The organism is Frankia casuarinae, from assembly GCF_000013345.1.
In the GTDB taxonomy this organism is placed as follows: domain Bacteria; phylum Actinomycetota; class Actinomycetes; order Frankiales; family Frankiaceae; genus Frankia; species Frankia casuarinae.
Map to the genome: position 1 here is coordinate 2,743,655 of NC_007777.1, position 25,239 is coordinate 2,768,893.

23 protein-coding genes and 2 pseudogenes are annotated in these 25,239 nt (G+C 67.9%); 14 read left to right on the forward strand and 11 right to left on the reverse strand.

Features of this window, described 5'->3' with window-relative positions; genetic code table 11:
• Nucleotides 1-48 precede the first annotated feature (48 nt).
• Nucleotides 49-615 (forward strand): Tn3 family transposase, encoded by a 567-nt coding sequence (locus FRANCCI3_RS26185; RefSeq protein WP_023840301.1) that lies wholly within the window; start codon nt 49-51, stop codon nt 613-615.
• Here FRANCCI3_RS26185 and FRANCCI3_RS11905 read toward each other — a convergent pair.
• The 3 genes from FRANCCI3_RS11905 to FRANCCI3_RS11915 all read right to left on the reverse strand — a co-directional run bounded on the left by FRANCCI3_RS11905 (nt 543) and on the right by FRANCCI3_RS11915 (nt 3,895).
• The gene (locus tag FRANCCI3_RS11905; protein WP_011436780.1) at nt 543-1,427 is read right to left on the reverse strand and encodes a ZIP family metal transporter; all 885 of its coding nucleotides are present in this window, start codon (nt 1,425-1,427) and stop codon (nt 543-545) included. The two genes, FRANCCI3_RS26185 and FRANCCI3_RS11905, sit on opposite strands and share 73 nt — an antisense overlap.
• 415 nt (nt 1,428-1,842) lie before the next feature.
• The gene (locus FRANCCI3_RS11910) at nt 1,843-3,228 is read right to left on the reverse strand and encodes a sensor histidine kinase (RefSeq protein ID WP_011436781.1); all 1,386 of its coding nucleotides are present in this window, start codon (nt 3,226-3,228) and stop codon (nt 1,843-1,845) included.
• Nucleotides 3,221-3,895, reverse strand: coding sequence for a response regulator transcription factor (locus FRANCCI3_RS11915; protein ID WP_011436782.1), 675 nt, complete (start codon nt 3,893-3,895; stop codon nt 3,221-3,223). The genes FRANCCI3_RS11910 and FRANCCI3_RS11915 overlap by 8 nt, the downstream gene beginning before the upstream one ends.
• A gap of 212 nt (nt 3,896-4,107) precedes the next feature.
• On the opposite strand from FRANCCI3_RS11915, the gene FRANCCI3_RS11920 reads away from it, so the two are divergent.
• Together FRANCCI3_RS11920 and FRANCCI3_RS28065 are read left to right on the forward strand one after the other, a co-directional pair.
• Nucleotides 4,108-5,382: a COG4705 family protein gene (locus FRANCCI3_RS11920; protein ID WP_011436783.1), complete on the forward strand. Its 1,275-nt coding sequence runs from the start codon at nt 4,108-4,110 to the stop codon at nt 5,380-5,382.
• Between the two features lie 182 nt (nt 5,383-5,564).
• Nucleotides 5,565-5,642 (forward strand): annotated as a pseudogene (locus tag FRANCCI3_RS28065) (IS6 family transposase); the annotation flags it as partial.
• Nucleotides 5,643-5,896: 254 nt separating this feature from the next.
• Here FRANCCI3_RS28065 and FRANCCI3_RS29075 read toward each other — a convergent pair.
• A pseudogene (locus tag FRANCCI3_RS29075) lies at nt 5,897-5,989 on the reverse strand (recombinase family protein); the annotation flags it as partial.
• Nucleotides 5,990-6,343: 354 nt separating this feature from the next.
• Here FRANCCI3_RS29075 and FRANCCI3_RS11930 point away from each other — a divergent pair.
• On the forward strand, nt 6,344-7,831 hold the full coding sequence (locus FRANCCI3_RS11930; protein WP_162839489.1) for a recombinase family protein: 1,488 nt from the start codon (nt 6,344-6,346) through the stop codon (nt 7,829-7,831).
• 102 nt (nt 7,832-7,933) lie between these two features.
• Here FRANCCI3_RS11930 and FRANCCI3_RS11935 read toward each other — a convergent pair whose 3' ends face one another.
• The 4 genes from FRANCCI3_RS11935 to FRANCCI3_RS11945 form a co-directional block, all read right to left on the reverse strand.
• Nucleotides 7,934-8,185, reverse strand: a complete 252-nt coding sequence (locus FRANCCI3_RS11935) for a hypothetical protein (protein WP_023840299.1) — start codon at nt 8,183-8,185, stop codon at nt 7,934-7,936.
• 619 nt (nt 8,186-8,804) lie between these two features.
• Complete coding sequence (locus FRANCCI3_RS11940) at nt 8,805-9,083, reverse strand: hypothetical protein (protein ID WP_011436787.1); 279 nt, start codon at nt 9,081-9,083, stop codon at nt 8,805-8,807.
• 948 nt (nt 9,084-10,031) lie between these two features.
• Nucleotides 10,032-10,946, reverse strand: coding sequence for an aminoglycoside phosphotransferase family protein (locus FRANCCI3_RS24545; protein ID WP_011436788.1), 915 nt, complete (start codon nt 10,944-10,946; stop codon nt 10,032-10,034).
• Nucleotides 10,943-12,160 carry a hypothetical protein gene (locus FRANCCI3_RS11945; RefSeq protein WP_108913702.1) on the reverse strand — a complete coding sequence of 406 codons (1,218 nt, stop codon included), beginning with the start codon at nt 12,158-12,160 and terminating at the stop codon, nt 10,943-10,945. The genes FRANCCI3_RS24545 and FRANCCI3_RS11945 overlap by 4 nt, the downstream gene beginning before the upstream one ends.
• A gap of 231 nt (nt 12,161-12,391) precedes the next feature.
• On the opposite strand from FRANCCI3_RS11945, the gene FRANCCI3_RS28735 reads away from it, so the two are divergent.
• From FRANCCI3_RS28735 to rdgB, 8 genes are all read left to right on the forward strand, one after another.
• A complete protein-coding gene (locus FRANCCI3_RS28735) occupies nt 12,392-13,297 on the forward strand; it encodes a helix-turn-helix domain-containing protein (protein ID WP_175455931.1) in 906 nt (301 codons plus the stop codon).
• Between the two features lie 10 nt (nt 13,298-13,307).
• The gene (locus tag FRANCCI3_RS23460; protein ID WP_011436791.1) at nt 13,308-13,901 is read left to right on the forward strand and encodes an ATP-binding protein; all 594 of its coding nucleotides are present in this window, start codon (nt 13,308-13,310) and stop codon (nt 13,899-13,901) included.
• A gap of 44 nt (nt 13,902-13,945) precedes the next feature.
• Nucleotides 13,946-14,329 carry a recombinase family protein gene (locus FRANCCI3_RS11960; protein WP_011436792.1) on the forward strand — a complete coding sequence of 128 codons (384 nt, stop codon included), beginning with the start codon at nt 13,946-13,948 and terminating at the stop codon, nt 14,327-14,329.
• Nucleotides 14,326-15,021: a cytidylate kinase-like family protein gene (locus FRANCCI3_RS11965; protein ID WP_023840296.1), complete on the forward strand. Its 696-nt coding sequence runs from the start codon at nt 14,326-14,328 to the stop codon at nt 15,019-15,021. Before FRANCCI3_RS11960 ends, FRANCCI3_RS11965 begins: the two co-directional genes overlap by 4 nt.
• A gap of 210 nt (nt 15,022-15,231) precedes the next feature.
• Nucleotides 15,232-16,002: a hypothetical protein gene (locus FRANCCI3_RS11970; RefSeq protein ID WP_035732737.1), complete on the forward strand. Its 771-nt coding sequence runs from the start codon at nt 15,232-15,234 to the stop codon at nt 16,000-16,002.
• Nucleotides 15,989-16,609 carry a mevalonate-3-phosphate 5-kinase gene (locus tag FRANCCI3_RS11975; protein WP_011436795.1) on the forward strand — a complete coding sequence of 207 codons (621 nt, stop codon included), beginning with the start codon at nt 15,989-15,991 and terminating at the stop codon, nt 16,607-16,609. The genes FRANCCI3_RS11970 and FRANCCI3_RS11975 overlap by 14 nt, the downstream gene beginning before the upstream one ends.
• Nucleotides 16,576-17,517 (forward strand): hypothetical protein, encoded by a 942-nt coding sequence (locus tag FRANCCI3_RS11980; protein ID WP_023840295.1) that lies wholly within the window; start codon nt 16,576-16,578, stop codon nt 17,515-17,517. The genes FRANCCI3_RS11975 and FRANCCI3_RS11980 overlap by 34 nt, the downstream gene beginning before the upstream one ends.
• A gap of 26 nt (nt 17,518-17,543) precedes the next feature.
• Nucleotides 17,544-18,089: an RdgB/HAM1 family non-canonical purine NTP pyrophosphatase gene (rdgB, locus tag FRANCCI3_RS11985; protein WP_011436797.1), complete on the forward strand. Its 546-nt coding sequence runs from the start codon at nt 17,544-17,546 to the stop codon at nt 18,087-18,089.
• Nucleotides 18,090-18,236: 147 nt separating this feature from the next.
• Here rdgB and FRANCCI3_RS11990 read toward each other — a convergent pair whose 3' ends face one another.
• Entirely contained in the window at nt 18,237-19,091 is an 855-nt protein-coding gene (locus tag FRANCCI3_RS11990) for a hypothetical protein (RefSeq protein ID WP_023840294.1), read from the reverse strand.
• A gap of 342 nt (nt 19,092-19,433) precedes the next feature.
• Here FRANCCI3_RS11990 and FRANCCI3_RS11995 point away from each other — a divergent pair, with 342 nt between their 5' ends.
• On the forward strand, nt 19,434-20,090 hold the full coding sequence (locus FRANCCI3_RS11995; RefSeq protein WP_011436799.1) for a ceramidase domain-containing protein: 657 nt from the start codon (nt 19,434-19,436) through the stop codon (nt 20,088-20,090).
• On the opposite strand, the gene FRANCCI3_RS23465 is transcribed toward FRANCCI3_RS11995, so the two are convergent.
• Both FRANCCI3_RS23465 and FRANCCI3_RS12005 read right to left on the reverse strand, forming a co-directional pair.
• Nucleotides 20,078-21,355, reverse strand: coding sequence for a DMT family transporter (locus tag FRANCCI3_RS23465; RefSeq protein WP_011436800.1), 1,278 nt, complete (start codon nt 21,353-21,355; stop codon nt 20,078-20,080). The genes FRANCCI3_RS11995 and FRANCCI3_RS23465 overlap by 13 nt on opposite strands.
• Nucleotides 21,356-21,552: 197 nt before the next feature.
• The gene (locus tag FRANCCI3_RS12005) at nt 21,553-22,917 is read right to left on the reverse strand and encodes a membrane protein (protein ID WP_011436801.1); all 1,365 of its coding nucleotides are present in this window, start codon (nt 22,915-22,917) and stop codon (nt 21,553-21,555) included.
• Nucleotides 22,918-23,121: 204 nt separating this feature from the next.
• Between FRANCCI3_RS12005 and FRANCCI3_RS12010 the strand changes: the two genes are divergently transcribed.
• Nucleotides 23,122-25,179, forward strand: coding sequence for a glycosyltransferase family 39 protein (locus tag FRANCCI3_RS12010; RefSeq protein ID WP_011436802.1), 2,058 nt, complete (start codon nt 23,122-23,124; stop codon nt 25,177-25,179).
• Nucleotides 25,180-25,239: the final 60 nt, after the last annotated feature.

Here is a 25,239-nt window from a genome sequence, read left to right on the forward strand (position 1 = left end):
GAACGCCCCGCTGATCGCCGGGCAGGCCGACATCGCCACCGCGCAGGCGTGGGGCGGGGCCTGGTCGCCGCGGTCGACGGCACCCGGTTCGTCGTGCCGGTCCGCTCGATCCACGCCCGGCCGAACCCGAAGTACTTCGGCCGGCGTAAGGGCGCCACCTACCTCACCATGGTCAACGACCAGGGCGTGGAGGTGGCCGGAATGGTGCTGTCGGGCACGCCGCGGGACTCGCTGCATGCCATCGACCTGATGTACCGCAGGATCTTCAAGACCCTGCACGTGCTGGCCTACGTCGACGCCGAGTCCTACCGGCGAGCTATCAAACGGATGCGCAACCTGCAGGAAGGCCGCCACGGCCTGGCTAAGCACGTCTTCCACGGCCGGCGCGGGGAACTACGCGAGCCGTACCACGCCGGCATGGAAGACCAGCTCGGCGCGCTCGGCCTGGTCATCAACTGCATCACGTTATGGAACACGGTCTACCTGGACGCGGCGTTGGACAAGCTGTGCGCCGAGGGCTACCCCGTCAACGGGCCGACGGGTCAGGCACCGCCTGCGGTGACGACGGCGTCGGTGAGGAACCCGGCGGTAAGCCCAGCCAGGATCCCGACGTAGAGCAGGTCCTTGCGGCCGAGGCGCGACGCCACCCCGATGAGCTGCACGACGACGTAGAGGATCGAACCCGCCGCCAGCGACAGGAAGATCACGCTCAGCGGGTCGCTGGTGAACTGCCGGCCGATGGCAGTGCCCGCCACGGTGGGACCGCCTCCGATGAGCCCACACAGCAGCAGGAAGCCCCAGCCGGGCCGGTCGGTCTCGGCGGCGAGCGGCGCGACGATCCCGAAACCTTCGGTTGCGTTGTGTAGCGCGAAGCCGATCACGAGGAGGGTGGCCAGGGCGATCTCACCCCGGCCGGCGCTGCCGCCGATGGCCAACCCCTCACCGAAGTTGTGCAGGCCGATGCCCACGGCGATGGTCATCGCGAGCCGGCGGGCCGGGGAATGGCCTGACTCGACCGGCGGTGTGCGTGCGGTGAGCTCGTCGGCCGCCATGGCACCCGGCCCGACGCGACGCGGCCGCCCGGCCGCATCGACGGGCTGTGGCCGGTGAGAACGGCGCGCGAGCGCACGTTCGTAGCCGAGCAGGCCCAGGAGCCCGATGGAAAGGCCGCCCAGAAACAACGCTCCGTACCCGAAGACTGGCGCGAGGCCGCCCGTGTGGTCATGCACCTTGCCCAGCGCGGCGTCGAGAGGCTCCCAGGCGTGCGCGAGCACGTCCCACACCAGGAAGATCAGGATACCGACCGCTGTCGCGTTGAGAAACTGGCTCACGGCCGGCATCGGCCGGCGCAGCCGGCCCAGCGGAAGACCGAGCAGGATCGTCACGCCCGCGACTAACCCGAGAATCAGTGTCCGTGTCTCGCTCACATCAGCCCCGTCGTCGTGTCCCCCACCGATGGAGCCGAAGCTTAGGTTAACCTCAGCTACGACACAAGCATGCGATCGCAAGCCGCGCTTGCCGCGGGAAGCAGCACCCGGACGTGCCCCGGCGCACGCCGATCCGGCGAGGCCGGCGACGTCATCTGGCACGAGTTCATGGGCGAAGTGGGCCGAGACCGGCCCGGCCGTACACCCTCCACGGCTATGAGCTGTTCAAGACCAAGCATCCGAGCCGTCTTCCAGCCGTAGGGGCCTGATCCAGGGCGGGCTGAGAGCTGAGGCGTGTTCGAGGTCGGATCTTCGCGGGCGACCCGACCGGCGCCCGCCACGGCTGGCCGCGCGGGCTCGAGCGGCCGGGGCTTGCGAGCTGAAGCAGTTTGCCCGAACCGCCGGCCGCGACGAGCTAGTGCTGGGTGCGGGCGGCGCGGCCGCCGGGGAACATGACGGCGAAGGTGGCGCCGCCGTACTGGTTGTACTGTTCGACGAGCGAGACGTCGCCTCCGCCGCTGCGCGCCACCCGTTTCGCGAGCGAGAGTCCGAGGCCGGAGCCCCCGTTCCCGCTCCAGCCGGGTTCGAACAACGTCTCCACCCACTGGTCGGGCACCCCGGGGCCGCTGTCGGCCACGAGTAGGGTCACGTTTCGGCCGTCGGCCCGCGCACTGACCCAGGCGCGGTCCGAGACCTGGAGTGCGTTGTTCAGGATCGGGGCGAGCGCGCGGATGGCGAGTACCTCGGGAACGTTGATCGAAAGCGCCGGGGACAGGTCGACGTTCACGTGGCCGCGGGGCAAAGGCAGGCCTTTGAGCTTGACCGCCAGGTCGTCCAGCTGCGTGCGGTCGCTGTGAAGCGCCTGGCGGTGGCGGCGGGCAAGGTCCAGCAGCGCACTGATCGTGTTGGACATCGACGCGCTGGAGTTCTTGATGAGTGCGACGTCCTCGCGCGCCTGGTCGTCCAGATCGGTGCGCAGCGCGAGCAGGTCGGCGGCTCCGTGGATGGTGGTCAACGGCGTCCGAAGCTCGTGGGCGAGCTCCGAGGTGAGACGCTGCTCGGCCCTGATGACGGAGGCGACCTTGTCCAGCAGCCCGTCCAGGGTGCTGCCGAGAGCCCGGATCTCGTTGGTCGGGGCTCCGAGTGCGAACCGGCGCTCGAGGTCGTGCTCGCTCCACTCGGCGGCCGTGCGTGCCATCTGCTCCACCGGGCTCAGCACCCGCCTGCTGATCCACGCCGCCGAGCCGGCGGCCATGAGGACGAGCAGCGCCCCGGCGATGATGGAGACCACCATCGCTGCCTGCTCGTTCCGCTCGTAGGGAGCCAGGGGCTCGGCGAGGATCACCACCCCCTGCAGCTTCGATGAGGTCGTGAAGGGCAGGGCCATGATGGCGAAGGGTTCGCCGCCTTCGACGATGCGCTGCCTGTCCGTTGTGGAAAGTTCCTTGTACTCCTCCTGCATGGAGGGCGGAATGGTTCCGGCGACCCGTGACCCCGAGGTGTCGTAGACCGCGACGCCCGGGTTGAGCTGGGATCGGGGCACGTGGAGGGCCCCGTCGGGTGACGCCGCACTGATGCTGGCCACCAGGGCCTTGACGTGATCGTTCAGCACCCTGTCCGTGGTGCTGCGCGCGGCGCCGGCGAGGGAGATCTGGACAACGATCACCAGACCGGCGGCGACGGCGCTGGCGAGGAGGGCCGTGATCGTGACGAGCTGTGCCCGCAGACTCAGTCGGTCCCGCCACCGCAGGCGCCAGGTCACGACCCGGGAAGCCCAGTTCGCCACCGTTCGCCTAGCCATCCTTCCGCGTCATCGTGAATCCGACGGCTCGAATCGTCTCGATTCCCGTCGGCGAGTCGATCGACTCGAGTTTGCTCCGCAGACGGCGGATGAAGGAGTCGACGGTGTTGTCGCTGACGATCGCTCCGTCGGGCCAGGCAGCGGCGATGACACTTCTTCTGCGCACCACCTCGTGCGGCCGAGCGGTGATCGCCGCCAGCATCCGGAACTCGGTGGGGGTGAGGCGTACCTGTCCCGCCGCGGTGCGGGCCGAGTGCGTGACCGGGTCGAGGACAAGCCCGCCCGCGCTGATGGCGCTGGCAGGTCCACGGCGCGCCAGAACCTCGAGGCGTGCCAGAAGCACCCGCAGGTCGAACGGCTTGGTGACATAGTCGTCCGCGCCGGCGGCGAAACCGGCAAGATGGTCGTGCGTCGCACCGAGCGCGGTCAGGAAGAGGACGGGAGCGCGCTGCCCGACTGACTTGAGCGCCTGGACGACATCGCGGCCGTCAGCGTCCGGCAGGCCGATGTCCATGATGATCACGCCGACGTTGTTGTCCGGGCTGAACTGGCGGAGCGCCTCGCGGCCATCGTGGGCGACGACCACCTCGTAGCCAGCCTGACGCAGCCCTCGGACAAGGATGGTCCGGATGGACTCCTGGTCCTCGCAGACCCCGATCGTGATCATCGCTTCCTCCGTCAGTACTGCGACCCTTCATGTCCGGTCCGCATGATGACGAGCAGAACCTGCACGCAACCTTGACGGCCAGTCGGCGCTTCGCGGCGCAGACTCGGCGGCGGGCGCCGAGCCGAGGTGTTCTCCGCGTCGCGGCGACGCCTGCTCGTGACCCAGACGCTCGGGCCGACACTCGTACAGGTTGATTGCAGGATCTCTTCGCGATGCTGCCACACATGACCACCGAACTGACCGTCAGCCGACCCTCCTCCCGGGAGGGCGAGATGCTGAACAAGGTCCCCGAGATCACGATCTGGTTCTGGGTAATCAAGATCCTCTGTACCACCGTCGGCGAGAGCTTCGCCGACTGGATCAACATGACGCTCGGCGTCGGCCTCACCAGGACGGCGCTCCTGTTCACCGCTGTCCTGGCCGCGGTGCTCTATGCGCAGATGCGGCTGCGCCGATACGTGCCGTTGGCCTACTGGCTCACCGTCGTGGTCGTGAGTATCACCGGCACGCTCTACACCGACATCCTCACGGACAGCCAGGGCGTTCCGCTGAAGGTGAGCACCACGATCTTCGCTCTCCTCCTGGCGGTCGTCTTCGGCGTCTGGTACGCGCGTGAGCGCACCCTGTCGATCCACAGCATCACCTCGACGCCCCGCGAGGCGTTCTACTGGCTCGCGGTCCTGGTGACCTTCGCGCTCGGTACCGCCGCCGGCGACTGGACCCTCGAACTCAGCGGCTGGGGCCCGGGCAAGGCGGTCCTGCTCCCGGCCGCCCTCATCGCGATCGTCGTCGTCGCCTGGCGGTTCGGCGGGCAGCCGGTGCTCGCCTTCTGGTTGGCCTATATCCTCACCCGGCCGCTGGGCGCCAACATCGGCGACTGGTTCGCAACCCCGAAATCCGAGCAGGGACTGGGCCTGGGCACCGCTCTCACCAGTGTGATCTTCCTCGTCGCCATCGGGGCCACCGTCCTCTACCTCACCTGGTCGAAGGCGGACGTCATCCCCGAGTCGGAGGCGCCGGACACCGGCGTCCACGGCGCGGGCCCCGGCCGAGAGCGACTCGCCCTCAGCCTCTACGCCGTGGCCGCACTCGCGGCCGGGCTTCTGCTCCACCACACCGCGCAGACCCCGCACACCTCTCCGATCGCGGCGGAGGAGGGCGGATCGGCCTCCAACACCATCCAGCTCACCCCCGCCCAGGCAGTCGCTCACTTCCCAGCGGCCGATATCGCCAGCCTCAAGGCGATCGTCGACGACACGCTCACCAAGGTGAACACGGGCGACCAGAGCGGTGCCAAGGCCCGGATCAAGGGTCTCGAGACGACCTGGGACGATGATGAGTCCACGCTCAAGCCCATGGACAGCAACGCCTGGACGTTCCTCGACGGTCGGATCGACGACGCCCTCAGCGCAGTGCGGGCATCCCACCCTGACCCCGCCAGCGAGAAGCAGGCGTTGACCGCGCTGTCCACGTCTTTGGGCGGCTGACGAGTCACCGGACGGTGGATGGTCATCAAGCCGGCTGCCGCGCCTCTGTGGGAGAGGCACGGCAGCCGCCTCGGCGAGTGCGCGGCGTAGGCGGGTCCTGTCGGCCTCAAGGACCCAGCTGGTTGGCACTGTTGCGTCGGCGAAGCTCGCCATCTCGGCGACCGATCAGTCATGCTCGAGTGATGCGTCGACGTCGTGTCCGTCCACCGGTTCCGACGTCAGAATTCGCCGGGTTCCGGTTCCCGCCGAAGGTGATTGTCCAGGGCGGCGCCTGTGGGCGTGTTCCCAGGGGGTGGGGCAACGGGGCCCGGTAGGGACGGGATTGCCTAGCTAGGGGGACCGCGCCGAGTGCGAACCAGCCGATCAGCGGCCAGCGCAGCTCCCGGTGATTGAACCAGGCCCGGCTGCCGTTGCTGGACAACTGGGTCAGCGTCAGCACGGGCACCGCGAAGCGCAGCCCGAACAGTGCGGTAAACACCGGCAGGAGCAACACGCCGCCGCCGACGCGGCCAACAGCGTCAGCCCGGGCGTTGAGCTTCGGTTTCTTGCCGCGGAGCCGGCCCTTGGCCTTGGCGATCTTCATGCCTTCCCGGGTCCGCATCCGCAGACCCGCGGCGCCGGCGGTGAGCTGCTGCTGCCGCTGGGCATCTTCCGGGACCGCAACTTCGCGCTCTCGAACGTCGCCGTCGCCGCGGCTGGCGCGGCCGTCCCGGCGGTGCTGGTGCCGCTGTACTTCTATCTGGAATCGGTGCGCGCGATGTCCGGCGCGGACGCCGGGCTCGTGGTCGCGCCGATGGCGATCCTCGCGATGGTGTGCGTGCCGATCATTGGGATCTTCGGGGACCTGATCCATCCGCGGGTGATCCCCTCGGCGGGTTTCGCGCTGTTCGCGGTCACGCTGATGATTTTCGCGATGTTCATGACGCCGGACTCAGTCATTGGCTGTTCGTAGCATATGGGTATGGGCGAAACGGGCACAGGGCCAGGGCAGGCGCGGATTCGGCGTCAGGCGCGGTACGGGCGTAAGCGGGCGTCGCGGGAGGACTGGGCGGGGCAGTCCGCGGCGATCTACTGCCGGATTTCGCACGTGGCGGACGAGGACCAGACGGGGGTGGACCGGCAGGAGCGGATCTGCCGGGAGGTGGTGCGCCGGTTGGGGTTGCGGGTGGCGCATGTGTTCGTCGACAACAACCGGTCGGCGTGGAAGCGTGATCGTAAGCGCAAGGGGTGGGATCGGCTGTTGGAGGTGGCGCGTGCTGGTGAGGTTCAGCATGTGGTGGCCTACCATCCGGACCGGCTGATGCGACAGCCGAAGGATCTTGAGGAGTTGTTGGCGATCTCGGATGATCGGGACATCACTCTTCATGGGCAGGCCAACCAGCGGGACCTGTCCGATCCGGATGACCGGTTCTTCCTGCGGATCGAGGTGGCGCATGCGTGCCGGTCGTCGGATGACACGTCGCGGCGGATGAAGGACGCGATGGTGGACCGGGCCAACGACGGGAAGCCGCATCCGGGCAAGCGCCGGTTCGGCTACACACCGGACGGCATGAGCATCGTCGAGGCGGAGGCGGAGGTGGCGCGGGACATCGCCGCGCGTTACCTGGACGGCGCCACGTCGATCCAGATCGCCGCTGTGCTCAACGAGCAGGGCAAGGTGACCGCCAGCGGGCGGCCGTGGGACGAGTTCTCCGTGCTGGCGGTGTTGGACTCGCACCACGCGGCGGGTATCCGGGTGTTTCGAGGTGAGGAGATCGGTCAGGGGATCTGGCCTGCGATCTTCGATCCGGGGACGTGGGCCGAGATCCGCGACCGGCGTTCCTACCGGGCCGCCGCGCACGCGGCGACCAGGACCCCCGCCCGGTTCTTCCTGCTGCGCGGGATCGTGACGTGCAAGCGGTGCGGCACGCGGATGGCCGGTACCGGTGGGCATGTCTCGCCGGGTTACCTGTGCTCGCGCAAGTACCGCACGGATGAGCAGAAGTGCTCCCGGCGGATCAACGCTCCGGCGTTGGAGGCGTTCGTCACGGATGCGGCGGTGGATCTGCTGACGCGGTTGGACCCGTCGGGGCAGGAAGCCGCCGCGACGTTGACGGATGCCGACCAGGCCGCGATCGAGGAGGACAACGCGGAGCTGGCGGAGTTGAAGGCGATGTGGAACGCCCGGGAGATCAAGTCGCGGGAGTACCGGGAGATGCGCCGCACCGTGGAGGAGCGGATCAAGAAGGTGCAGCGCAAGACGGTGGTGCGCCCGGCGGTGGAGGTGCTGGCGGGGCTGACCGGGCCGCATGCCCGCGCGGCGTGGGATGCGCTGGTGGAGGCCGAGGAGTACGAGCGGATGAACGCGGTGCTGCGGTTCCTGTTCGCCGCTGTGGTGATCGACGAGTCGCGGGTGCCGCGTGGCCAGTTCGACTACAGCCGTATCCACATCGATCAGAACCCGCTGTGACCCTGGCGGGTAGCAGACGCGCAACGGCCGCGGGGCCGCCCACGGTGAACGTGGGCGGGCGCCCCGTGCCGTTGTCGGTCTGTTCGTGCCGCTGTGGCGTTCTCAGGCCGCGTGGGGGCCGTCTCGCCCGTCGTCGGTGGCGGTGTCGGGTGGGGACAGCAGTCGGGCGAGGCGGTCGGCCGAGCGGCGGCTGATCGTGGTGGTGAATCCGGCGCAGACCCGCGCGAGGTGAAACGCCCGGTCGGTCGGATCACCGCCCGGCGGGTCGGTGGTCGATGGCTGGTCCGGTGGTCCGTCGTCGTCGGTGGGGGTCGGCGTGGAGGGGGGACGACGGGTAACGGACGGACCGACCAACGGCACCTCACACGGCGATGCGCCTGGTCGGGTCGACCGGGCGCGCGGTGCGGGGACACGGCGAAACAGGCCCTGACATCAATCACAACGCCGACCGGCGGCTATCTATTCCAAACGCAGGCAAACACAGGCAAACAGCGATCAGCGGTGTAGCGCGTAGCGGTGGTACCCGCCGTCCACCGGCCGCCAGAGCCGCGTGGACGGCTTGGCCGCGTCGGGCCGCTACCCGCTACACCTCTACGTCCGCGCAGGTCAGCGCGGCCACGGCGTGTAGCGGCGTAGGTAGCGCAGCCGCTACCCCCGCCCCACGCCGCTACCCCCGCCGGACCGCGCCGCGACGAGCCCGGCCGGATCGGGACAGCATCGCCGTCAAGCTGCCCGCCCGGAACGTGCGGGCGGGGGTAACCGGTAAGGCCCGCCTGGGCGACCCGAGAGCCGTATTAGGCCGGGTTGACGGGTCGGGCCGCGCCGCGGGTTACCCGTTACACCGATGCTCGTGCGCAGGTCAGCGCAGGTCTCACGAGTAACCGAGGGTGTAACTCTGCGGTTACGGTCCTGCCCGGCGGTTACACGTCGACGGGCCGCCACCGGTGTCCGTGGGCGGCCCGGTGGCGGGTTCTCAGGCCGCGTGAGAGTCCTGCTGCCCGTCGTCGTCGGGCGGGGACAGCAGTCGGGCGAGGCGTTCCGCCGAGCGGCGGCTGATCGTGGTGGTGAATCCGGCGCAGACCCGCGCGAGGTGAAACGCCCGGTCGGTCGGCCCGCCCGCCTCTGGCGCCGGTTCGGCGCCATCCGCGCCCGTGCCCGCCGCTCCGGTCCGCGGCGGCCCGTCCGCGCTGTGCGGTGGATCGTCGCGCGGGTCGGTGTGAGCGGGACGGGGCAGGCGGGACGGATCGACCACGGCACCTCACAGAACAGGCAGAGGGGGAATTCGGCGAATAAACGCTAACCGTGCGATCCGCTTTCGCCAAGAGCGGCACGTTCCGCAGGCCACCCCCCTGCCCGCGACCATGATTAGATAGGATGCCAGTAGGCAACTAAGTCTTGGCCCACTTGGGTACACCCCAGATACCCTCCGAGCTGCGCAGATGCGCCACGCCGGGTGTACCCACTAAGCAGGTACACGGTTGGGGTCTCCGTTGGGTACGCGGACGGGGCACCGGTTGGGACATCCGGCAAACGGGGCATTTTATCGCAAAAGCGGCACGGCGGTGTGGGCGAGATCACAGCGAAAGGGGGTTCCCTGTGGGCCTGCTGGCGTCCGTGCCAGATGCCGCTGTCAGGGAAAGCCGACAACTGTGGTTGTCGCTCGGCTGCCATGCGCGCGAGCTATACCGCTGCCGGAGAACGGCACGGAAAGGGGCCACATCACGGCTCCGCAGGCCGCTCCTATACTTTCAACAGTACCCGTTGGGTATTTAAGTCGCGGAGTACTTGGGTGGGTGTGAAAGGTGCTATGACCTGCGCCAGTGCGGCATCGCAGACCCACCCGTCTTTACGGGGGGTCCGGCGGGCGGGCCGATGGGGGGTCCGGTGGGCGGACCAACGGGAAGCCGGACAATTCTGGCCAAGCAGGATGTAGCGGACCTGCGGCCGCCTGCGGACGCGCTGATGCCCAGCGGCCGGGGCCACGGCCGTCCAGAACCGACGCCCGGACCCACCGGACACCCACCGAGGCGCCTCGACTGAACACGTAGACCGTGGGGGTACGAGTCGGGATGTCCTCGGGTGACCCCAGCGGCAGCGCGACCTGCGCCAGCACGCCCCAGCGGGATAGCGGCTCAAACGGGAGATCGGAACGGCGACCGGTACGGCTACACGACGGGCGGGGGGCGTGCCGCGATGATGTTCAGAGCGCAGGTTGCCATGGCCACGGTCGCGGACCGAGGAGTCCCCGTATGGAATCCACGCGTTTCCGTGCCTCGGATTGCCATCCATCGTCTTTTGAAGCCTGCTGAGCTACGTAACAGGCCATGCGTAGCTCGCGAATGTCCCGGAGGGTTTCGAAGCCGCTCCAGTTCGTGACGTCGTGGCCGTAAACCTCGACGAACTCAGCGTACTCTCCGGCTGTGATCCAGGCGAAGGAGCTGTGTTTGATGGCGGTCGATACGAGGTCCCATTCAGGTGGGCCGATAGAGAAGCGTTCGAGGTCGAGGAGTACGGTTTGGCCGTCAGGGGTGACCACGAGGTTCCCTCCCCACGCGTCGCCGTGAACGGCGCTGAGCGGCAGCCCTGGCGGCAGGCTGTTGTACCGACTTGTTAGAGTCTCGACTCGGTTTCGCAGCCAGTGACGGTCAGCGGCGGTTAGCGTGCGTGCCCCCTCGATGCGCTCGCGTAGCCGTGTCATGGGTGACAGGGGATCGAGCGTAAATCCAGTCGGTGGTGGAATGGCGTGAAGTGCCCGCAATGCTGCTGCCACCTCCCGTGGTGTCCCGTGTCGGTGCGGGGGTAGTTCCTGCCAGAACGTCACGGCGTGCCCGCTGATGACAACTGGCTGATGGGCGGCGCCTGGCAGCGCCAGCGCGCGAACGGCAGGGAAACCGTTCTCTTCAAGCCAGCGGGAGACCGTCACCTCTTTGGCTGCGACTTTCTCCTGGCCTGCGCGGCTTATGCGGGCGATAATGCCGCCCGGGAGACGGAAGATGGTGTTCTCGCCCTCCCGGAGGAGTTCGGCCGAGCCGTACGGAACACCCGCGTGGACGCAGGCTGTCCGCAGTAGTTCTGTACTGTCCCCGCTCGGCTTGTCGCGATGCTGGCCGCTCATGCGGAGCTGGTGACCGTCTGAATGTTATGCCTGAGTTCCGCGACTTCATCGATCCGTTCGTGTCGTTTCGCGAATGTTCCTAGCTCGCGTATGTCATCTGCCGCCCGTCGAGAATGTACTTGTCCTGCGGCGCGGAGTGCCGCGGAGCCGACGATGGCCGCTTCTTGCGGGTCGCCGGTCTTCATCATGAGCGACGCGAGTTTTGTCTGGCTGATGGCTATGGACCGGGCGAACGTGGCGCTGTGTCCAGTGACCGCACCGTCCAGACGCCGCGCAGCCTCCGGCGCGTGCCTGGCGTTTCTGACCGCCAGATCGAAAACGGCGTGACCGGTGTCTCCGACGTGTTGAGCGAGGTCGTAGTAGGCCATCCAGACCGGATCGTTTTCCGGCTCGGACTGGCTAAACTCGTCGTCGGCCTGGCCGATGATCCGTAGCGTCTCCTGCTCCCGACCCAGCTTTGCGAGCGCACGTGCCTTGGCGGCAAGGAGCATGGCGCGTTCGGTGGGCGTAAGGCGTTCGGCACGAATGAAAGCGACGTCTACCAGCGTGAGGCCCATATCAGGGTCGCCTCGCCAGATAGCCTGCCTGGCCATCGACGAAAGCGCTTTTGCTCTCAGGTGCCAGTCACCCGCCTCCTCGGCACACGCGAGCGCGAGAGAGAACATTCTTCGAGCATCCTCGTGGACGTAGGCGTCGAACGCCATGAACGCTGCGGTATGCGCGAGGAAGCCGACCGAGGTAAACAGTTCGTCGCGCAGACGTTCCGGGCAGCGTGCGTTCAGGAGATTCACGGCGTAGCGGAGCTGGCCGGCGACCGCCTCGCGTACGAGCCCGCCGCCGTACGTGTGGTCAACCGTTCCGAACAGACGCGCCGCCATTCGCAGTTGATCAATCTCTTCGCGCCCCACGACGGCGGGCACGTCGGGAGGGGGACTCGTGGCCAGCTCGGTGAAGGAGCCGGTCACGACGGCGGCGCCTACGCCTGCCATGGCGCGCAAGAACTCGCTTCGGTTCACGTCCTCAGTGTTCCGCTCTGTGCGACGTGGTCGACGGAAGCCCAGCTCCCGATCTTGCTTGGTGGCCAGGACGGCGTGAAACGCCTGCCGGTACAGCGCGTCAGGCCAGCGGATCAAGCCGCGTTCCAGCTTGCCGATGTAGTTCCCGTCGATCGCCGTCTCACGCCCGGTCTGCTCGTAGATCCAGGCGTTGACCATCTCGGCTAGCTCGCGTCGGGCCAGGGGCTCGCCTGGTGCCTCGGGCGACTCCACACGGACGCGGGCCGCCCGGAACAGGTGGTTCGGTTCCGCCATCGTCTCGTTCCTTCCGGGGCGCTAACGGCCCATCATGGCACGCCCGCCATGCGGCCGTAAGTGGTCCGTCACGGGCCGTAGACGATCAATCCCCCCTATCATCCCCTTGACATCCCTGCTCCCTGACCTGCCGGCATGAGCCGTGGACGCGCTGAACTGAAAGAAGGCCACACGGTGGCCGAAGAACACGCGGCGGAACGAGCGGGAAAGGGCGTCGGCATCATCATGGCCGGAATTAGCCTACGAGTCGAGTTGGAACGTCTACGTGATCGTATGCGCGCCGTTGGGATGACGCATGAAGAGATCGCCGCCGAGTTCTCGCGTCGCTATCGGCTGCGCCCCCGGCCCGCTTTTCGCCACGCTCACGGCTGGACGCTGCAACTGGCCGCTGACCGTATCAACGCCCGTGCCGCGGATCTGGACATCGACCCACAGGGCAAGGCGACCATGACCGTGCCTCGCCTGAGCGAATTGGAGAACTGGCCAAATTCCACTCGCCGCAGGCCGACCCCGCAGATGCTCGCGCTTCTCGCCTCCGTATACGGGACCGACGTACACAGCCTCTTGGACATCGCCGACCGCGAACACCTCCGACCGGAGGACAGGCTTCTCCTCGACACGATGAAGGCGGCCGGTCATAGGCCACAAGACCCGACGTCGGACGCCGATACGCCGGGTATCCCCGAGCGGCCGTTCCCGCCCGCACGGCCGCCGCGCTCTCCCTATTTCGGGCTCTCCACCCTCCCGCCACAACCAGAAGACCTCACCACGACGAACGTGCTGCTCTATCTCCAGCGGCTCAGGACAAGCCCCGTCGCGGGCGCAGGTGGCCCTGAGCCAGATCACATCGCGTGGGCAGCTCTCACCGAGCGGGCAGACGCCATCGCCCACGAGTTGCGCTGGCTCACCAGTCACGTGACCAGAATCGCCGGACGGATCAGTACCGCCCCCGACCATCACAACCCGCAGGAAGGCGGCGGGTGCTGCCGTGCTCGCCCCGGCGTCCCGGATCACGACTCAGGCCATTGCGCCGACCTATAGGCGGTATCCGATGACAGGCACCCAGCGTCTCCGGCCAGCGGTCTACGTCGAGGTGTACCGGGCTCCCGCGACCGCCGCATCGGTGGGCGACATACGGCGGCATGTCGTCGAACTGGTCCAGCAACGAGGAGCCGAAGACTGCGCCTATACGGCCGAGCTGATCGTGAGCGAACTCGCCACCAACGCCGTGAAAGCGTCTGAAACTGCGAGACAACCGATGATCGCCGTCCGGACGTCCTTCATCGGCCGCCTACTCACCGTCGAAGTCTGGGACGGAAGCCCTGCGCTACCGGAGGCAAGACCCACCGATCTCGACTCGGAAGGCGGCTTGGGACTATTGCTCGTCGACGAACTCGCGCAACGCTGGTCGTACTACCTCACAAAATTAGGGAAGGTCGTTTGGGCGGAGATCCCCCTCCCCGAGCCCGTCGCCGTGGATAACCTCTCAGGCCCAAAACAGACAGACTTGCCAAGACGCGAGCTGCTTACGGGGCTACGCACGCGCCTATCGGACTTCTCAGCCGACTTCGTGACCGACATGGCGACACTCCGGCGCGTCGTGGACCGCCTCCGCGCGCTCGACGACTGGACGACTGGCGAGTAACTGCCCCAAACTCAGGAACTCATTACAGAAAGCCGGGAGTCCAGATGGAACGACCGTTGGCCTATGGATACTTCAGTCTCACCGCAGAGGATGACGACGAAGTCTCCCGCCTCAACAGGCAGGTCAAGGACTACGCCGACGCCGAGAGCTATGTCCTCGCCGAGATCTACGTTGACCGCAACATGCCACCGGGCCGACTCATTCGACCTGCGCTGACCACGCTGCTCGACTGCCTCCGCCACGATGACCGCTGTAGCGTCATCGTGCCTAGCGCCGACCACATCTCGCCCTGGCCGCTGATTAGAAAAGCGATAGCAATGGAAATCCAGCTTCTCGGCGCGAAGCTGGTCGTCGCCAGCAACACAGCTCACGAACCGCCCGGCGTCGCCGCATGGCGGGCCGAACGGGACACCGGGCAACAGCTGTGACCACATCTCACACCTCCAACATTGCGTTCGCCGGGCTCACGGCGGCCGGAAAGACGACCCACGCAAAGCGGCTGGCGGACGAACTTGGCTACCAGTACGTCTCCGCGACCGAGATCCTGTTGGAGATTCTCGGAATAGAGCAGACCGGCGAGTCCGTCTGGCTCACTCGACTCGGTGAGACCAACGCGGCCCGCAGCAACGGATCAGTAGACGCCGAGTTGGAGGAACGGCTCGTCTCGCTGAACCGGACCCGACAGAGAACCGTCTTCGACACGTGGGCACTCGCGTGGATCGGTGACAGCCCGCTCCTGCGTATCTGGATCGAATCCGACCTCGAATCGCGAGTCAGAAAATGTCTTGTCTCTCAGGGTGATCGAAGAACGAGCCCCGATCGGTGCAGATCCCTCCTCGACGAGAAGGACAGTTTCAACCGTCAGCTATTTCAGCGACGACACGGTTTCGACCTGTTCACCGACAGGCACCGCTATGACGCCGTCCTCGATAACAGCCATCTGATACCTAACCCTACAGAGTCCGCGGCCCGCTCCGGGATCGAGGCATTCGCGCCCGTCATCCATGCCGTAGCGACCTGCGTCATGGCCGACGACCAGGCGGAAGCCGAGCGCCTGATCCAGACCCATCCGCAGGAAGTTCGACGGATCACGCTGCCGAGCAGACCGCAGCCGCGCTGACGCCACGACGCCGGCCGCACAGCAGACACTTCGATCAGGTCACGGGGACCAGCCATGCACAGCCTTCTACACTGCCACTTCGAATCAGCCTTACGGGCGCTCGAAATCGCGAAACCCGAGAGGGTAGGTTACCTACGAGGCGTATACGAGACAGACGCCTACCTACAGTCAACGCCTGCGGAACGGCTAACCCTGCTCTGGCAGACGGTCATGAGCCTGACCGACGACGCGGACATCTTCACCGAGGCAACGTTCCGCCGAGTCGTCCGCCGCCTTCTGGACGAGATGCAGGCGTCGCGGATCGAACACATTGACCTCCGCATCGGTCCGTCCACAGGCCGCTGGCGATGGATGCACAGCGCCGGTGACGGCATCGACATCTTCCGCGAGGAGCTTTCCTACCGTACCGCTCTTTCCATAACGTTCCTCGCTGGCGTGAACATGACCAAAACCCAGGACCAGCTAGATGCGCTGTTTGACGTCCTATCCGAGCAGGATGACCTGACGACCCGCATCGCCGGCGTAGACCTCAATTTTCTGCCCTACGATCTCCCGAAGTTCAACCGCTATCTTCGGACTCTGCGGAATCTGCAAACCGGCGGAATGAAGGTAAACATCCACCTGGGAGAGTTGTTCAACAACGCGATCTCCCACTACGTCCTAGCCCGCATCACACCCGACCGGATCGGCCACGGCGTTCTGCTTCTCGACGACGAGGCGCTTGTGGACTTCGTGCGAGCCAACGGCATCTGTCTCGACATGTGCCCAACCAGCAACACATTGCTGGGAGTCGCCGATTGGAACCGAACGAGCCCGGCGAGGGTTGCACTCCAACTCGGCATACCAGTGTCCATCAACACCGACGACCCCGTTCTGTTCCGCACGAGTCTCGAAAGCGAGTTCAGCCTCGCTGGGCTGACCGGCGATGAATACGATCAGGTCATCGCCTGCGGAAGGAAGTACCGCTATGGCGACGCCTGAGACTACCATCCACATCGTCTACGGTATTCCGTGCGTTGGGAAGTCGACCGGAGCGGTAGCATTCGCGCATCACCGGGCTATCAGAACCGTCGTTCAGACTGACTACCTCAGAGAGGTCCAGAGAGCCTACGTGGACCTCGAACGCGTTCCGGTGCTCGCCAAGGTGACGCACACCGCCTGGGAACTCTATGGATCGCCGACCCAACACAACATCGTGACCGGATTCGCCGATCATGCCGCAGCCATCGCACCGGCCATCGGGCAAGTGGTCAGAAAGCTGGTCCTCGACGGATTCGACGCAGTAGTCGAGGGAGCGCACTTTCACAGCCCGATCATTGCCGCGCTGCGAGACGAGAACCGAACCGCGCACATACGCGCAACGCTACTGATCGTCCGGACCGCCGAAGAACTCAGGAAGCGCGTAGCCCAGAAGGGCCGAGACCGAGCGGACGGCAACCCGCTCAAAGAATGGCAGGACAACATCCCCTTCATGCTCACGATCCAGGACTACCTCATCGCCGACGCCCGCGGGAAGGACATCGAAGTCAGCACAGCCGACGAATGGAGGCGGTCGTGGAATCCGACCGACGTGCCCTCCTCGACCTAGACCACGTCGTAACCGAGGACGGCAAGATCTACCGAGTCCTCGGCAACCTCGACAGCCGGACTCATTTTCTCGGATACAACGTCTACTCGCCGCATCCAGAAGGCGACAGATTCTACCGCAACGCCCGGTACCGGAAGAACTTCATCGAAGACGAACGACTGCCAGCGGACGTACTCGATACCTACACGCTCGTCCCGGTGCAAGAAGTAGCCGAACATCACGACCCGATTCGGTCCGCAATCGCAATGGTCGAGACGTTCCGTTCAACCGTCTGGTTCGACCTCTACACGGAACTGGTCAAGCTCGTCGGACCCGAATCGGTGGGCATCTTCGGGTCATCGATGTTCGGTCTTCACCTCACCCCCAGAGGAACAGTGCGTAAAGACGTCGACTTCGTGATCCAAGACTTGGCCAACGTCGAAGTCCTCCGAAAGGAGCTGCCCGGTATTCGAGATCGGCTGGGTTTCACCACCGTCACAGCCGAACGCCAAATCCAGCAGTACGAGCGCTACCGACGGGTATTTCGCAACGACAACAACTCCATCCGGTCGATCATCGCGCGACGGTGGACCGGACTGCAACTCTCCAACGACGTCGTCACCACAATCCGCGTGCGAGACCGGTCACAAACGACGCCCGCCGCGCTGATAGCCCCCACGCCACGGGCCGACCACGTGACCGTCTCTGGCCGCGTCACGAACGCGAGCAGAAGCAACCTCTTCCCCCGCCGATTCGACCTTGTAACCGGCAGTGGAATCGTCGAAATATACGTGCTGTGGTGGAAGTTCAGCACGCCGGTGCAGGACGGAGACGCTGTAACGGTACGTGGTAGCCTTCTACCGGCAAATCACGCACACGCCATCCGGCTCACCGACTACTCCCGGCACTGGCTCCGGATCGACGACTAACCAGGACCCCGCGGAAGGTAGAAAAGATGATCGACCATGTCTCTCTGATCACCGGCAACGAAGGGAAGGCCCGGGAGTACGCCGCGCTTCTCGGAATCGAGGTCAAGGCCGTCAAGGAAGACCTGATCGAGATTCAGTCCCTCGACGTCGAAAAAGTGGTGCGACGAAAGGCCGAGGACGCCTATTCAAAGCTGCACAGCCCGGTGCTAGTCGATGACACCGGCCTAACCCTGAGCGCCTGGAACGGGCTGCCGGGCGCACTGGTCGCCTGGTTCCTCGACTCGGTGGGCGCTCAAGGTCTGCTCGATATGGCCGCGTCGGTCACTGACCGCACGGCCACGGTGACCACGGCGCTCGGCTACGCCGACGCTGACGGCGTCCGCGTCTTCACCGGCACGCTACAAGGCGTGCTGACCACCGAACGGCGGGGGCAGGGAGGCTTTGGCTACGACTCGATTTTCGCGCCGGACGGTGGCAACCTGACCTTCGCCGAGATGACCAGCGACCAGAAGAACGCCATCTCCCACCGACGCCTCGCCGTGGACGCGCTCCGGCAAGGACTCGGGCTGTAGTCGGACCTTGGCCGCGCGGTGAGCCGAAGTCCGACTACCGACTTCCCACGCGGACCGAGACCGGACCTCAGCGCCGCAAAGGCGGTCCGTCGTCCGCCTTCCCGAGGTGGGAGCGGTCGGCATCTGCCCGACCACTCCCACCTTCGGTCATAGCCGCGGCTTCCTCTGCCTGCCTCGCCGCTGCTCCCCCTGGTGGCGCAGGTCGGCAAGGAGGTGCGTGACGGCTTCGTCGCGAGTCCGGTAGCTGCGTCCTGGCGGGAAGACGGAGACGAGACCGGGAGCCTTCGGGAGCCATCCGCGCGGCCGGTTCCTCGTGGTGCCCGTGTAGTCGGGGCGCAGGGTGCCGGACTCCACGCCATCGACGAGGACGCGGTAGCCGGTCTCGATCCGTACCAGGGTGTATCCGGTGTCCTCGGTCATGGCCGCGACAGCGGCCACCGCAGCATCCATCGCGGACGGCAGCGAGCCTGCCCGCGCACGCGGCTGGTCCGCCGCCTTCTGCCGCCGGGAGGTGGCGGGCCGCCCGGCGGCATCCTCCGGGCCGCCGGTTCGGTCCGCCGTGGATGCGCCCGCACGCTCGACAACTGTGGTTGTCGAACCTGTGCGAGGCGCGGACGGGGCCGGTGTCCGTTCTGGCTTGCCGGTCGGTCGTTTCGCCGGAGCCACGGAGTCTGCCGCCGCCCCGGGCGCGACAACGACGGTTGTCGCCTCTGGCGTCGAGGCTGGCGGTCCGCCGATGAGATCCTCCGGGGGTCGGCTTCCAGCCGGCGCCGCTGTAGCGACAACGGAGGTTGTCGCTACAGGTGGGGTGGCGACCAGGCGCGGGAACCGCTTGCGCGCTCCTTGCCGCGTGATCCCCAGAGCGCGGCCGATGTCCCCGTAGCTCGCGCCCTCGGCCGCCGCCCGCGCCGCGAGTGTCCGAATCTCCGCTTCGATCGACCGTGCGCGTTCGCTCGCGTCCGCCAACTCGCCGAGCGTGGCCATGAGCGCATCGTCCGCCATGCGACAACCATAGTTGTCGCCACTGCAACGACAACCCTGGTTGTCGCACAAGATCGCTGTGCAGCCTTGCACGCCAGGGCGTGTAGTCACAATGGACTGGGCGGATAGGGCCATTGATCGCTGGCATGCCGCCCAGCGACACAGCGTCGCAGGTCAGCCCTTGGTAGGCCAGCAGGGCTTGACTTCGCCGGTCGCCGTGTTTCTGGTGGGCGCCGGGCTGGTCGGGACAGCCAACGCCGCCATCTGGCCAACGCTCGCCGCGGCCGCGCCGCCCACAACCTGCCGCCGCACCAGGCAGGCGCCGGGGCCGGGGCGTACAACGCGGTCCGGCAGTTCGACGCGGTGAGCAACCTCGCGTATCTCACCGCGGCGTTCGCGCTATGGCGCCTCCTGCGGCGCCATAGCGGCGTGCCGGCCAGCGTCGCGTTCATGCCGCCGCTCGCGGTGCTGATCGGGGTCGGCAGCTTCGCGTTCCACACGCTGGCGACCAGGTGGGCCCAGGTTCTGGACATCGCGCCCATCGGCCTGTTCGTGTTCATCTATGTCGGAAGTTTCCTGCGTTGGTTCTACCGGCTGCCTTGGACGTGGTGCCTGGCCGGCGTGGCCGGGTTCGCCTGTGTGACCGCCGCGTTCATCGCCCTCCTCGGCAGCCAGATCCCCAACCGTTCCGCACCGTACGTGCCGGTGTTGCTGCTCATGATCGGGCTGACCGTGGCACTGTACGGGTCACACCATGAGGACCGGTCCAGGTACTGGCGGGACTTCGCGACGGCCGCCGGGGTGTTCTCGGCAGGCCTGCTCGCCCGCACGATCGACGAGGAGGCCTGCGGGTCCTTCCCGATCGGCACGCACTTCATCTGGCACCTGCTCACCGAGCTGCTGATCTTCGTGGTCGGCCGCGCCCTCGCGCGCCGCTGGCACTCACTCGCCGAGGCTGGTGATACTCGGCTCCCGGCCACGCCCGCGGGCAGGTCCCGGTCGACTGACTATCGCGCATGATTCCTCTGAGCCAGGACGGCACCGGCCTCACCGCGCAGTCGATCCGCCCGCCGGCGAAGCTCGTCCGCCCGGGTGTCGAGAGCACGTCGCGCGGCGAGCAGTTCCCTTTCCGGCACGGCGTCGTCCCCCAGCAGGCCCCGCTCCCCCGATCGGGACCCGTTCGAGCCCACCTGCCCGGCGACCGGCCGCATCCGATCGTCGAACCGGTGCCGTTCGTCCACGAGGCTCGCCAGCTCCGCGCCGATGCGGTCGAGGTCCCGGCGCAGCCGGCGACGCGCGCGTCGCAACGCCGGCCCCGGGACGCCGGCCCGCCGGCTGCGGCGCAGGTCGGCGCGCAGCCGTTCCAGGTCATGGTGCACCTGTTCCTCCAGCCGGGACAGCCGCCCCTGGGCCTGCCTCGCCACCAGCCGCGACATCTGCCCGGTGATCAGCGGAGACGTCGCCAGCGTACGGACACCCGTGACCATCACGGCCAGGCCGAGCACCTCACCGACCAACGCGAGGGGCGCCAGCCGCAGGTCGCCGCCCAGCAGGGCCACCCCGATCACCACCCCGGCCAGCGGCTCGCTGCTCACCGCGGCGGGCAGCGACGCCGGCAGCGGGGCCATCTCGTAGGCGCTCTGCAGCAGCAACGCACCGACGATCGCCGTGGCCACGACCGACCAGGGCTGCCAGGACACCAGGACCGCATCGATCCCGCGGGTGGTCAGCAGGTGACCGATGCTGCTGGTCAGGGCGGCCTGCGTCGCGGACAGCAGGCCCACGGCCGTGGCCAGCATCGGGGCCCGCCGGGCGGCGGCGAGCCGCCGCGTCCCCCACACCGCACCGCACACCAGCCCGCCGACCACCGCGCCGGCGAGGACCCAGCCGAACGTCGAGACGGCCCCCGGATCGCCCGGATGCGGATCTCCGGCGATCAGGAAGAGCACGAGGCCACTGGCCGTCGCCGCGGCCGCCGCCCAGTCGCGGCGCGGCACCGCCCGCTGCGCCAGCAGGGCGGCGAGCGGCAGGGCGAACAGTAGCTGGCAGATCTGCAGGGATTCGACGAGGGCCACCGCGCCCCGGCTCAGCGCCGCCGCGGCCAGCACACTGCCGATCACCGCGACGGCGACCCCGACATCCCACCACGGTCGCCGCACCAACCACAGCAGCAGCCGCAGCCGCAGGACGTCATCGGGCGGCGCCCGGAAGGCAACCCGCTGCTGGATCACCGCGGCCACCGCGAAACACACCGCGGAACCAAGGCCGAGCAGATAGGTCGCCACTCCCCCTCGATCCCGCGATGTACCTTCCCGGGGAAGGTCAGGGCCTCACACGCCCGGCCCGGTGCGGTCCGGCCGTTCAGATCCCGCTCATCATGCCTGCCAGATCCAAGATCAGGGAAATGACCCCGGCCGGGCCCCCACCTTCGTCCGCCGCCGGGTACCACGCCCGGGCTCGGGAATCCGCGCGGGCGGGGAGGTCACCCACGGTCGACGGCATGGGCCTGCTTGTGGAGCTGGTAAATCCAGGGCGGGATCGTCGCCCAGAACACAATGATGTTACCGATGATCACCCCTTTGGCTCCGCCGAGGAGAAGGCCCGTGACCGGGCCGGCGAGCAGGAAGGGCGTGAAGAAAAGATTGATCCAGAAGGTGAGTCTGGTCCGGCCGAAGGCGTAGAGCACGGCGGCCGGTCCCACCGCCAGCGCCGGCCCGGCCTGCGCGATCATCGCGAGGAGAAGGAGTTCATGGGTCTGGCTCCAGGTATCGCCCAGCAGGGCCGTCCCGAAATCGTCGGGGAGGATCAGGAAGATGAGGGTCCACAGCACGCTGGAGGCGACCACCAGCGCGGACACGACGTAGGCGGCGCGGATGATCCGACGGGCCGGGGCACCCCTGCGGCGGGCGAACTCGGGGATCGCGAAGCTCATCAACGCGACGGCCAGGTTCGTCGTGGGGGCGAGCAGGGTCTGCAGACCGCGCAGAGCACCGACGAGCGCCGGCGAGCCGACCGCGGCGATGATCAGAGTCGACGTCTGCTGCGCCCCCTGGACCGTCACGAACTCGGCGGTCATGAAGCCGGTCGTCTCGCGGTGACCAGTGAACCAGGCGAGCGCCCGCCGCGGGGCGGGCCAGACCCGATGCTGCCCGATGCCGACCAGCACGGCCAGCGCCGCGGCGGCACCCCAGACGAGGACCATCACCGGCGCGCCGCCGGCCGCATCCGGCCCGCCGATGGCCAGCAGGACGATGCCCACGCCCATCCCGGCAGCCCAGACGAGATCGTTGACGACGGCGCGGAGGGGACGTCCCTGGGCGAACGACGTGTAGCGCCAGGCATCCTGCACCAGCAGGGCCGGCATGACCACACCCATCGCGATCAGGTTCGTCCCGACCACGCCCTTGAGGACGCCACCGACCGCCATCAGGCCGGCGCCCACGACGGCACCGAGTACCAGGGCCAGGCCGGACGCGGCGCGAGCGGCGGTGCGGAACGCGGCTGGGGCGGCGGCAGCATAGCTGATCCCCAGGGGCGCCGTGGCAGCGGCGCGCGACAGGCCGACGACGATCGCGAAGATCGTGTAGGCAATCGCGAACGCACCGAACTCGGTCGGGTCGACCCGGCGGGCGATGATGAAGTTGATCGCCGCGTTGGTGCCACTGGACACGACCTGGTCGACGATCGTCCACAGCGCGTTGATCCGGCCGCGGGACCGGGACGGGTACGGATCGGCCGCCGGTAGATCCGCCGCTGGAGCCGCCGCGATATGCTCACGCGTGGCACCGATGGTCAGACCGTCGGTGACGGCGGGGCCGTCAGGATACGCCCACCGCGATCCGCTCACGCCGACAACTCTACCGTGACGTAAGAGTCATCTCGGCGCATGCCGCACCCGGACAGGCACAACACAGGGCACGGGGCCCGCACAGTAAAGGCACAGGATCCGCGTAGCGCACAGGATTCACACAGTAAGGGCACAGGATCCGCGAAGCCGCCGGACCGATCGTCTACCCATGACGTACTTCCCGGTCCCGAGACGGCCTTCGAGATGACCATCGTTTCCCCCCTCGTGAACGCACCCGACGCGGACGTGCCCGTGCGGCATCCCGCGGGCCACCCATCCGGTCCGCCCCCGCCTTCCCGGCCCCGCGGCCGGATCGGCCGCCTGGTACGCGGCCCGGCCGGCGACCCCGCGTGGATCCGGCCGTCGCTGCTGGCCCTGCTGGCGGCGACTGCGGTCCTCTACCTGTGGGACCTCAGCGCGTCCGGCTACGGCAACGGCTTCTACGCCGCCGCCACCCAGGCGGCCACGCACAGCTGGAAGGCGCTGCTGTTCGGCTCGCTGGACTCCGGCAACGCCATCACGGTCGATAAACCGCCGGCCTCGCTGTGGGTCTCCGGTCTGTTCGCCCGGGCCTTCGGGTTCTCGAGCTGGACCGTGCTGGCACCGCAGGCGCTGGAGGGCGTCGCCGCGGTGGGGCTGCTGTATGCCACGGTGCGCCGGACCTCCGGTGCCGCCGCTGGCCTGCTCGCCGGCGCCGCCTTCGCGCTGACCCCGGTCGCGGTGCTGATGTTCCGGTTCAACAACCCGGACGCGCTGCTGGTGCTGCTGCTCGTCGCCGCCGCCTACTGCACGGTCCGGGCCACCGAACGGGCGAGCCTGCGGTGGCTGCTGCTGGCCGGCACCTGCGTGGGCTTCGGCTTCCTCACCAAGATGGCGCAGGCGTTCCTGGTCGTCCCGGCCCTCAGCCTGGTGTACCTGACGGCCGCGCCGACCGGTCTGCGCCGACGGCTCGCGCACCTCGCCGGCGCCGTGGCCGCGATCGTCGTCTCGGCCGGCTGGTACCTCGCCCTGGTCGAGCTGTGGCCGGCCTCGTCACGCCCCTACATCGGCGGCTCCACCAACAACAGCCTGCTGGAGCTCGCGATCGGCTACAACGGCCTCGGCCGCATCTTCGGTGGCTCCGCCGGTGGTGGCGCCAGCGGTGGCGGGGGTGGGGGTATGACTACCGGTTTCGGTGGCGCCACCGGCATCACCCGGCTGTTCGGGGCGAGCATGGGGGCGGAGATCTCCTGGCTGCTGCCCGCCGCGCTGATCGTTCTCGTGGCCGGCCTGTGGTTCACCCGGCGGACGCCGCGCACCGACCCGACCCGGGCTGCGCTCGTGCTCTGGGGCGGTTGGCTGCTGGTCAGCGGGTTGGTGTTCAGCTTCATGAGCGGCATCACCCACCCCTACTACACGGTCGCCCTCGCCCCCGCCGTCGCCGCGCTCGTCGCGTCCGGTGGAACCGTGTGCTGGCGTGGACGGGCGCGGATCTCGCACCGCGCCACCCTGGCCGCGATGATCGCGGTGACCGGGCTGTGGGGCTTCGTCCTGCTGGACCGGGTGGCCTCCTGGCTGCCCGTGCTGCGCTGGATCATCCTCCCGGCGAGCGTGCTGGTGGCCGTCGCGCTGGTGGCCGGTGCCGCCCGGCTCACCAGGATCACCGCCGTGCTCGCGGCAGCGACCGTGATCAGCGCCTCGGCAGGCACCTCGGCCTATGCGCTTGCCACCGCGGCGAACCCGCACAGCGGCTCCATCCCGATCTCCGGTCCCGCGGTGGCCGCCACGGCCGGCGGCGCCGGGGGTGGGCCGGGCGGGGCCGCGGCGGGCGGCGGCCTGCCCTCCGGCGCTCCGGGTGGAACCCCACCGAGCTCGTCCAGCGGCTCGTCCAGCGGTTCCTCCGCTTCCTCCAGCGACTCGCCGGTGGCAAGGGGCACGGGGAGCACGGCTCTGGTCGCGCTGCTCAGGACGAGCACCACGACCTGGGCTGCCGCCACCACCGGCGGTGCGACCACCGCCGCCGAGCTGGAGCTCAGCAGCGGTAAGGCGGTCATCGCGATCGGCGGATGGGACGGCAGCGACCCGGCACCGACGCTGGCGCAGTTCGAGCAGTGGGTCAGCGAAGGCAAGATCCACTACTTCGTTGCCGGCGGGACCGGGATGGGCGGGGGGCGGAACTCCACCTCTGGCAACGAGATCGCCGCCTGGGTGGCGGCGCATTTCACCGCCACCACGGTCGGCGGGCAGACGGTCTACGACCTCACCACGTCCGGCATGAGCTGATCACACGATGTGCCGAGGACGGCACAAGTCGAGGACGGCACAAGTCGAGGAGGGCACAAG

Excerpts from the sequence above, each read along its gene's own strand:
- FRANCCI3_RS11920 (WP_011436783.1), top strand. The coding sequence starts at position 4,108 with ATGCTGCCACACATGACCACCGAACTGACCGTCAGCCGACCCTCCTCC.
- FRANCCI3_RS11990 (WP_023840294.1), bottom strand. The coding sequence starts at position 19,091 with ATGGCGGACGATGCGCTCATGGCCACGCTCGGCGAGTTGGCGGACGCG.
- FRANCCI3_RS24545 (WP_011436788.1), bottom strand. The coding sequence starts at position 10,946 with ATGAGCGGCCAGCATCGCGACAAGCCGAGCGGGGACAGTACAGAACTA.
- FRANCCI3_RS11975 (WP_011436795.1), top strand. The coding sequence starts at position 15,989 with ATGGCGACGCCTGAGACTACCATCCACATCGTCTACGGTATTCCGTGC.
- FRANCCI3_RS11970 (WP_035732737.1), top strand. The coding sequence starts at position 15,232 with ATGAGCCTGACCGACGACGCGGACATCTTCACCGAGGCAACGTTCCGC.
- FRANCCI3_RS28735 (WP_175455931.1), top strand. The coding sequence starts at position 12,392 with ATGAGCCGTGGACGCGCTGAACTGAAAGAAGGCCACACGGTGGCCGAA.
- rdgB (WP_011436797.1), top strand. The coding sequence starts at position 17,544 with ATGATCGACCATGTCTCTCTGATCACCGGCAACGAAGGGAAGGCCCGG.
- FRANCCI3_RS11930 (WP_162839489.1), top strand. The coding sequence starts at position 6,344 with ATGGGCGAAACGGGCACAGGGCCAGGGCAGGCGCGGATTCGGCGTCAG.
- FRANCCI3_RS11945 (WP_108913702.1), bottom strand. The coding sequence starts at position 12,160 with ATGGTCAACGCCTGGATCTACGAGCAGACCGGGCGTGAGACGGCGATC.
- FRANCCI3_RS11910 (WP_011436781.1), bottom strand. The coding sequence starts at position 3,228 with ATGGCTAGGCGAACGGTGGCGAACTGGGCTTCCCGGGTCGTGACCTGG.
- FRANCCI3_RS11915 (WP_011436782.1), bottom strand. The coding sequence starts at position 3,895 with ATGATCACGATCGGGGTCTGCGAGGACCAGGAGTCCATCCGGACCATC.
- FRANCCI3_RS11960 (WP_011436792.1), top strand. The coding sequence starts at position 13,946 with ATGGAACGACCGTTGGCCTATGGATACTTCAGTCTCACCGCAGAGGAT.
- FRANCCI3_RS23460 (WP_011436791.1), top strand. The coding sequence starts at position 13,308 with ATGACAGGCACCCAGCGTCTCCGGCCAGCGGTCTACGTCGAGGTGTAC.
- FRANCCI3_RS12010 (WP_011436802.1), top strand. The coding sequence starts at position 23,122 with ATGACCATCGTTTCCCCCCTCGTGAACGCACCCGACGCGGACGTGCCC.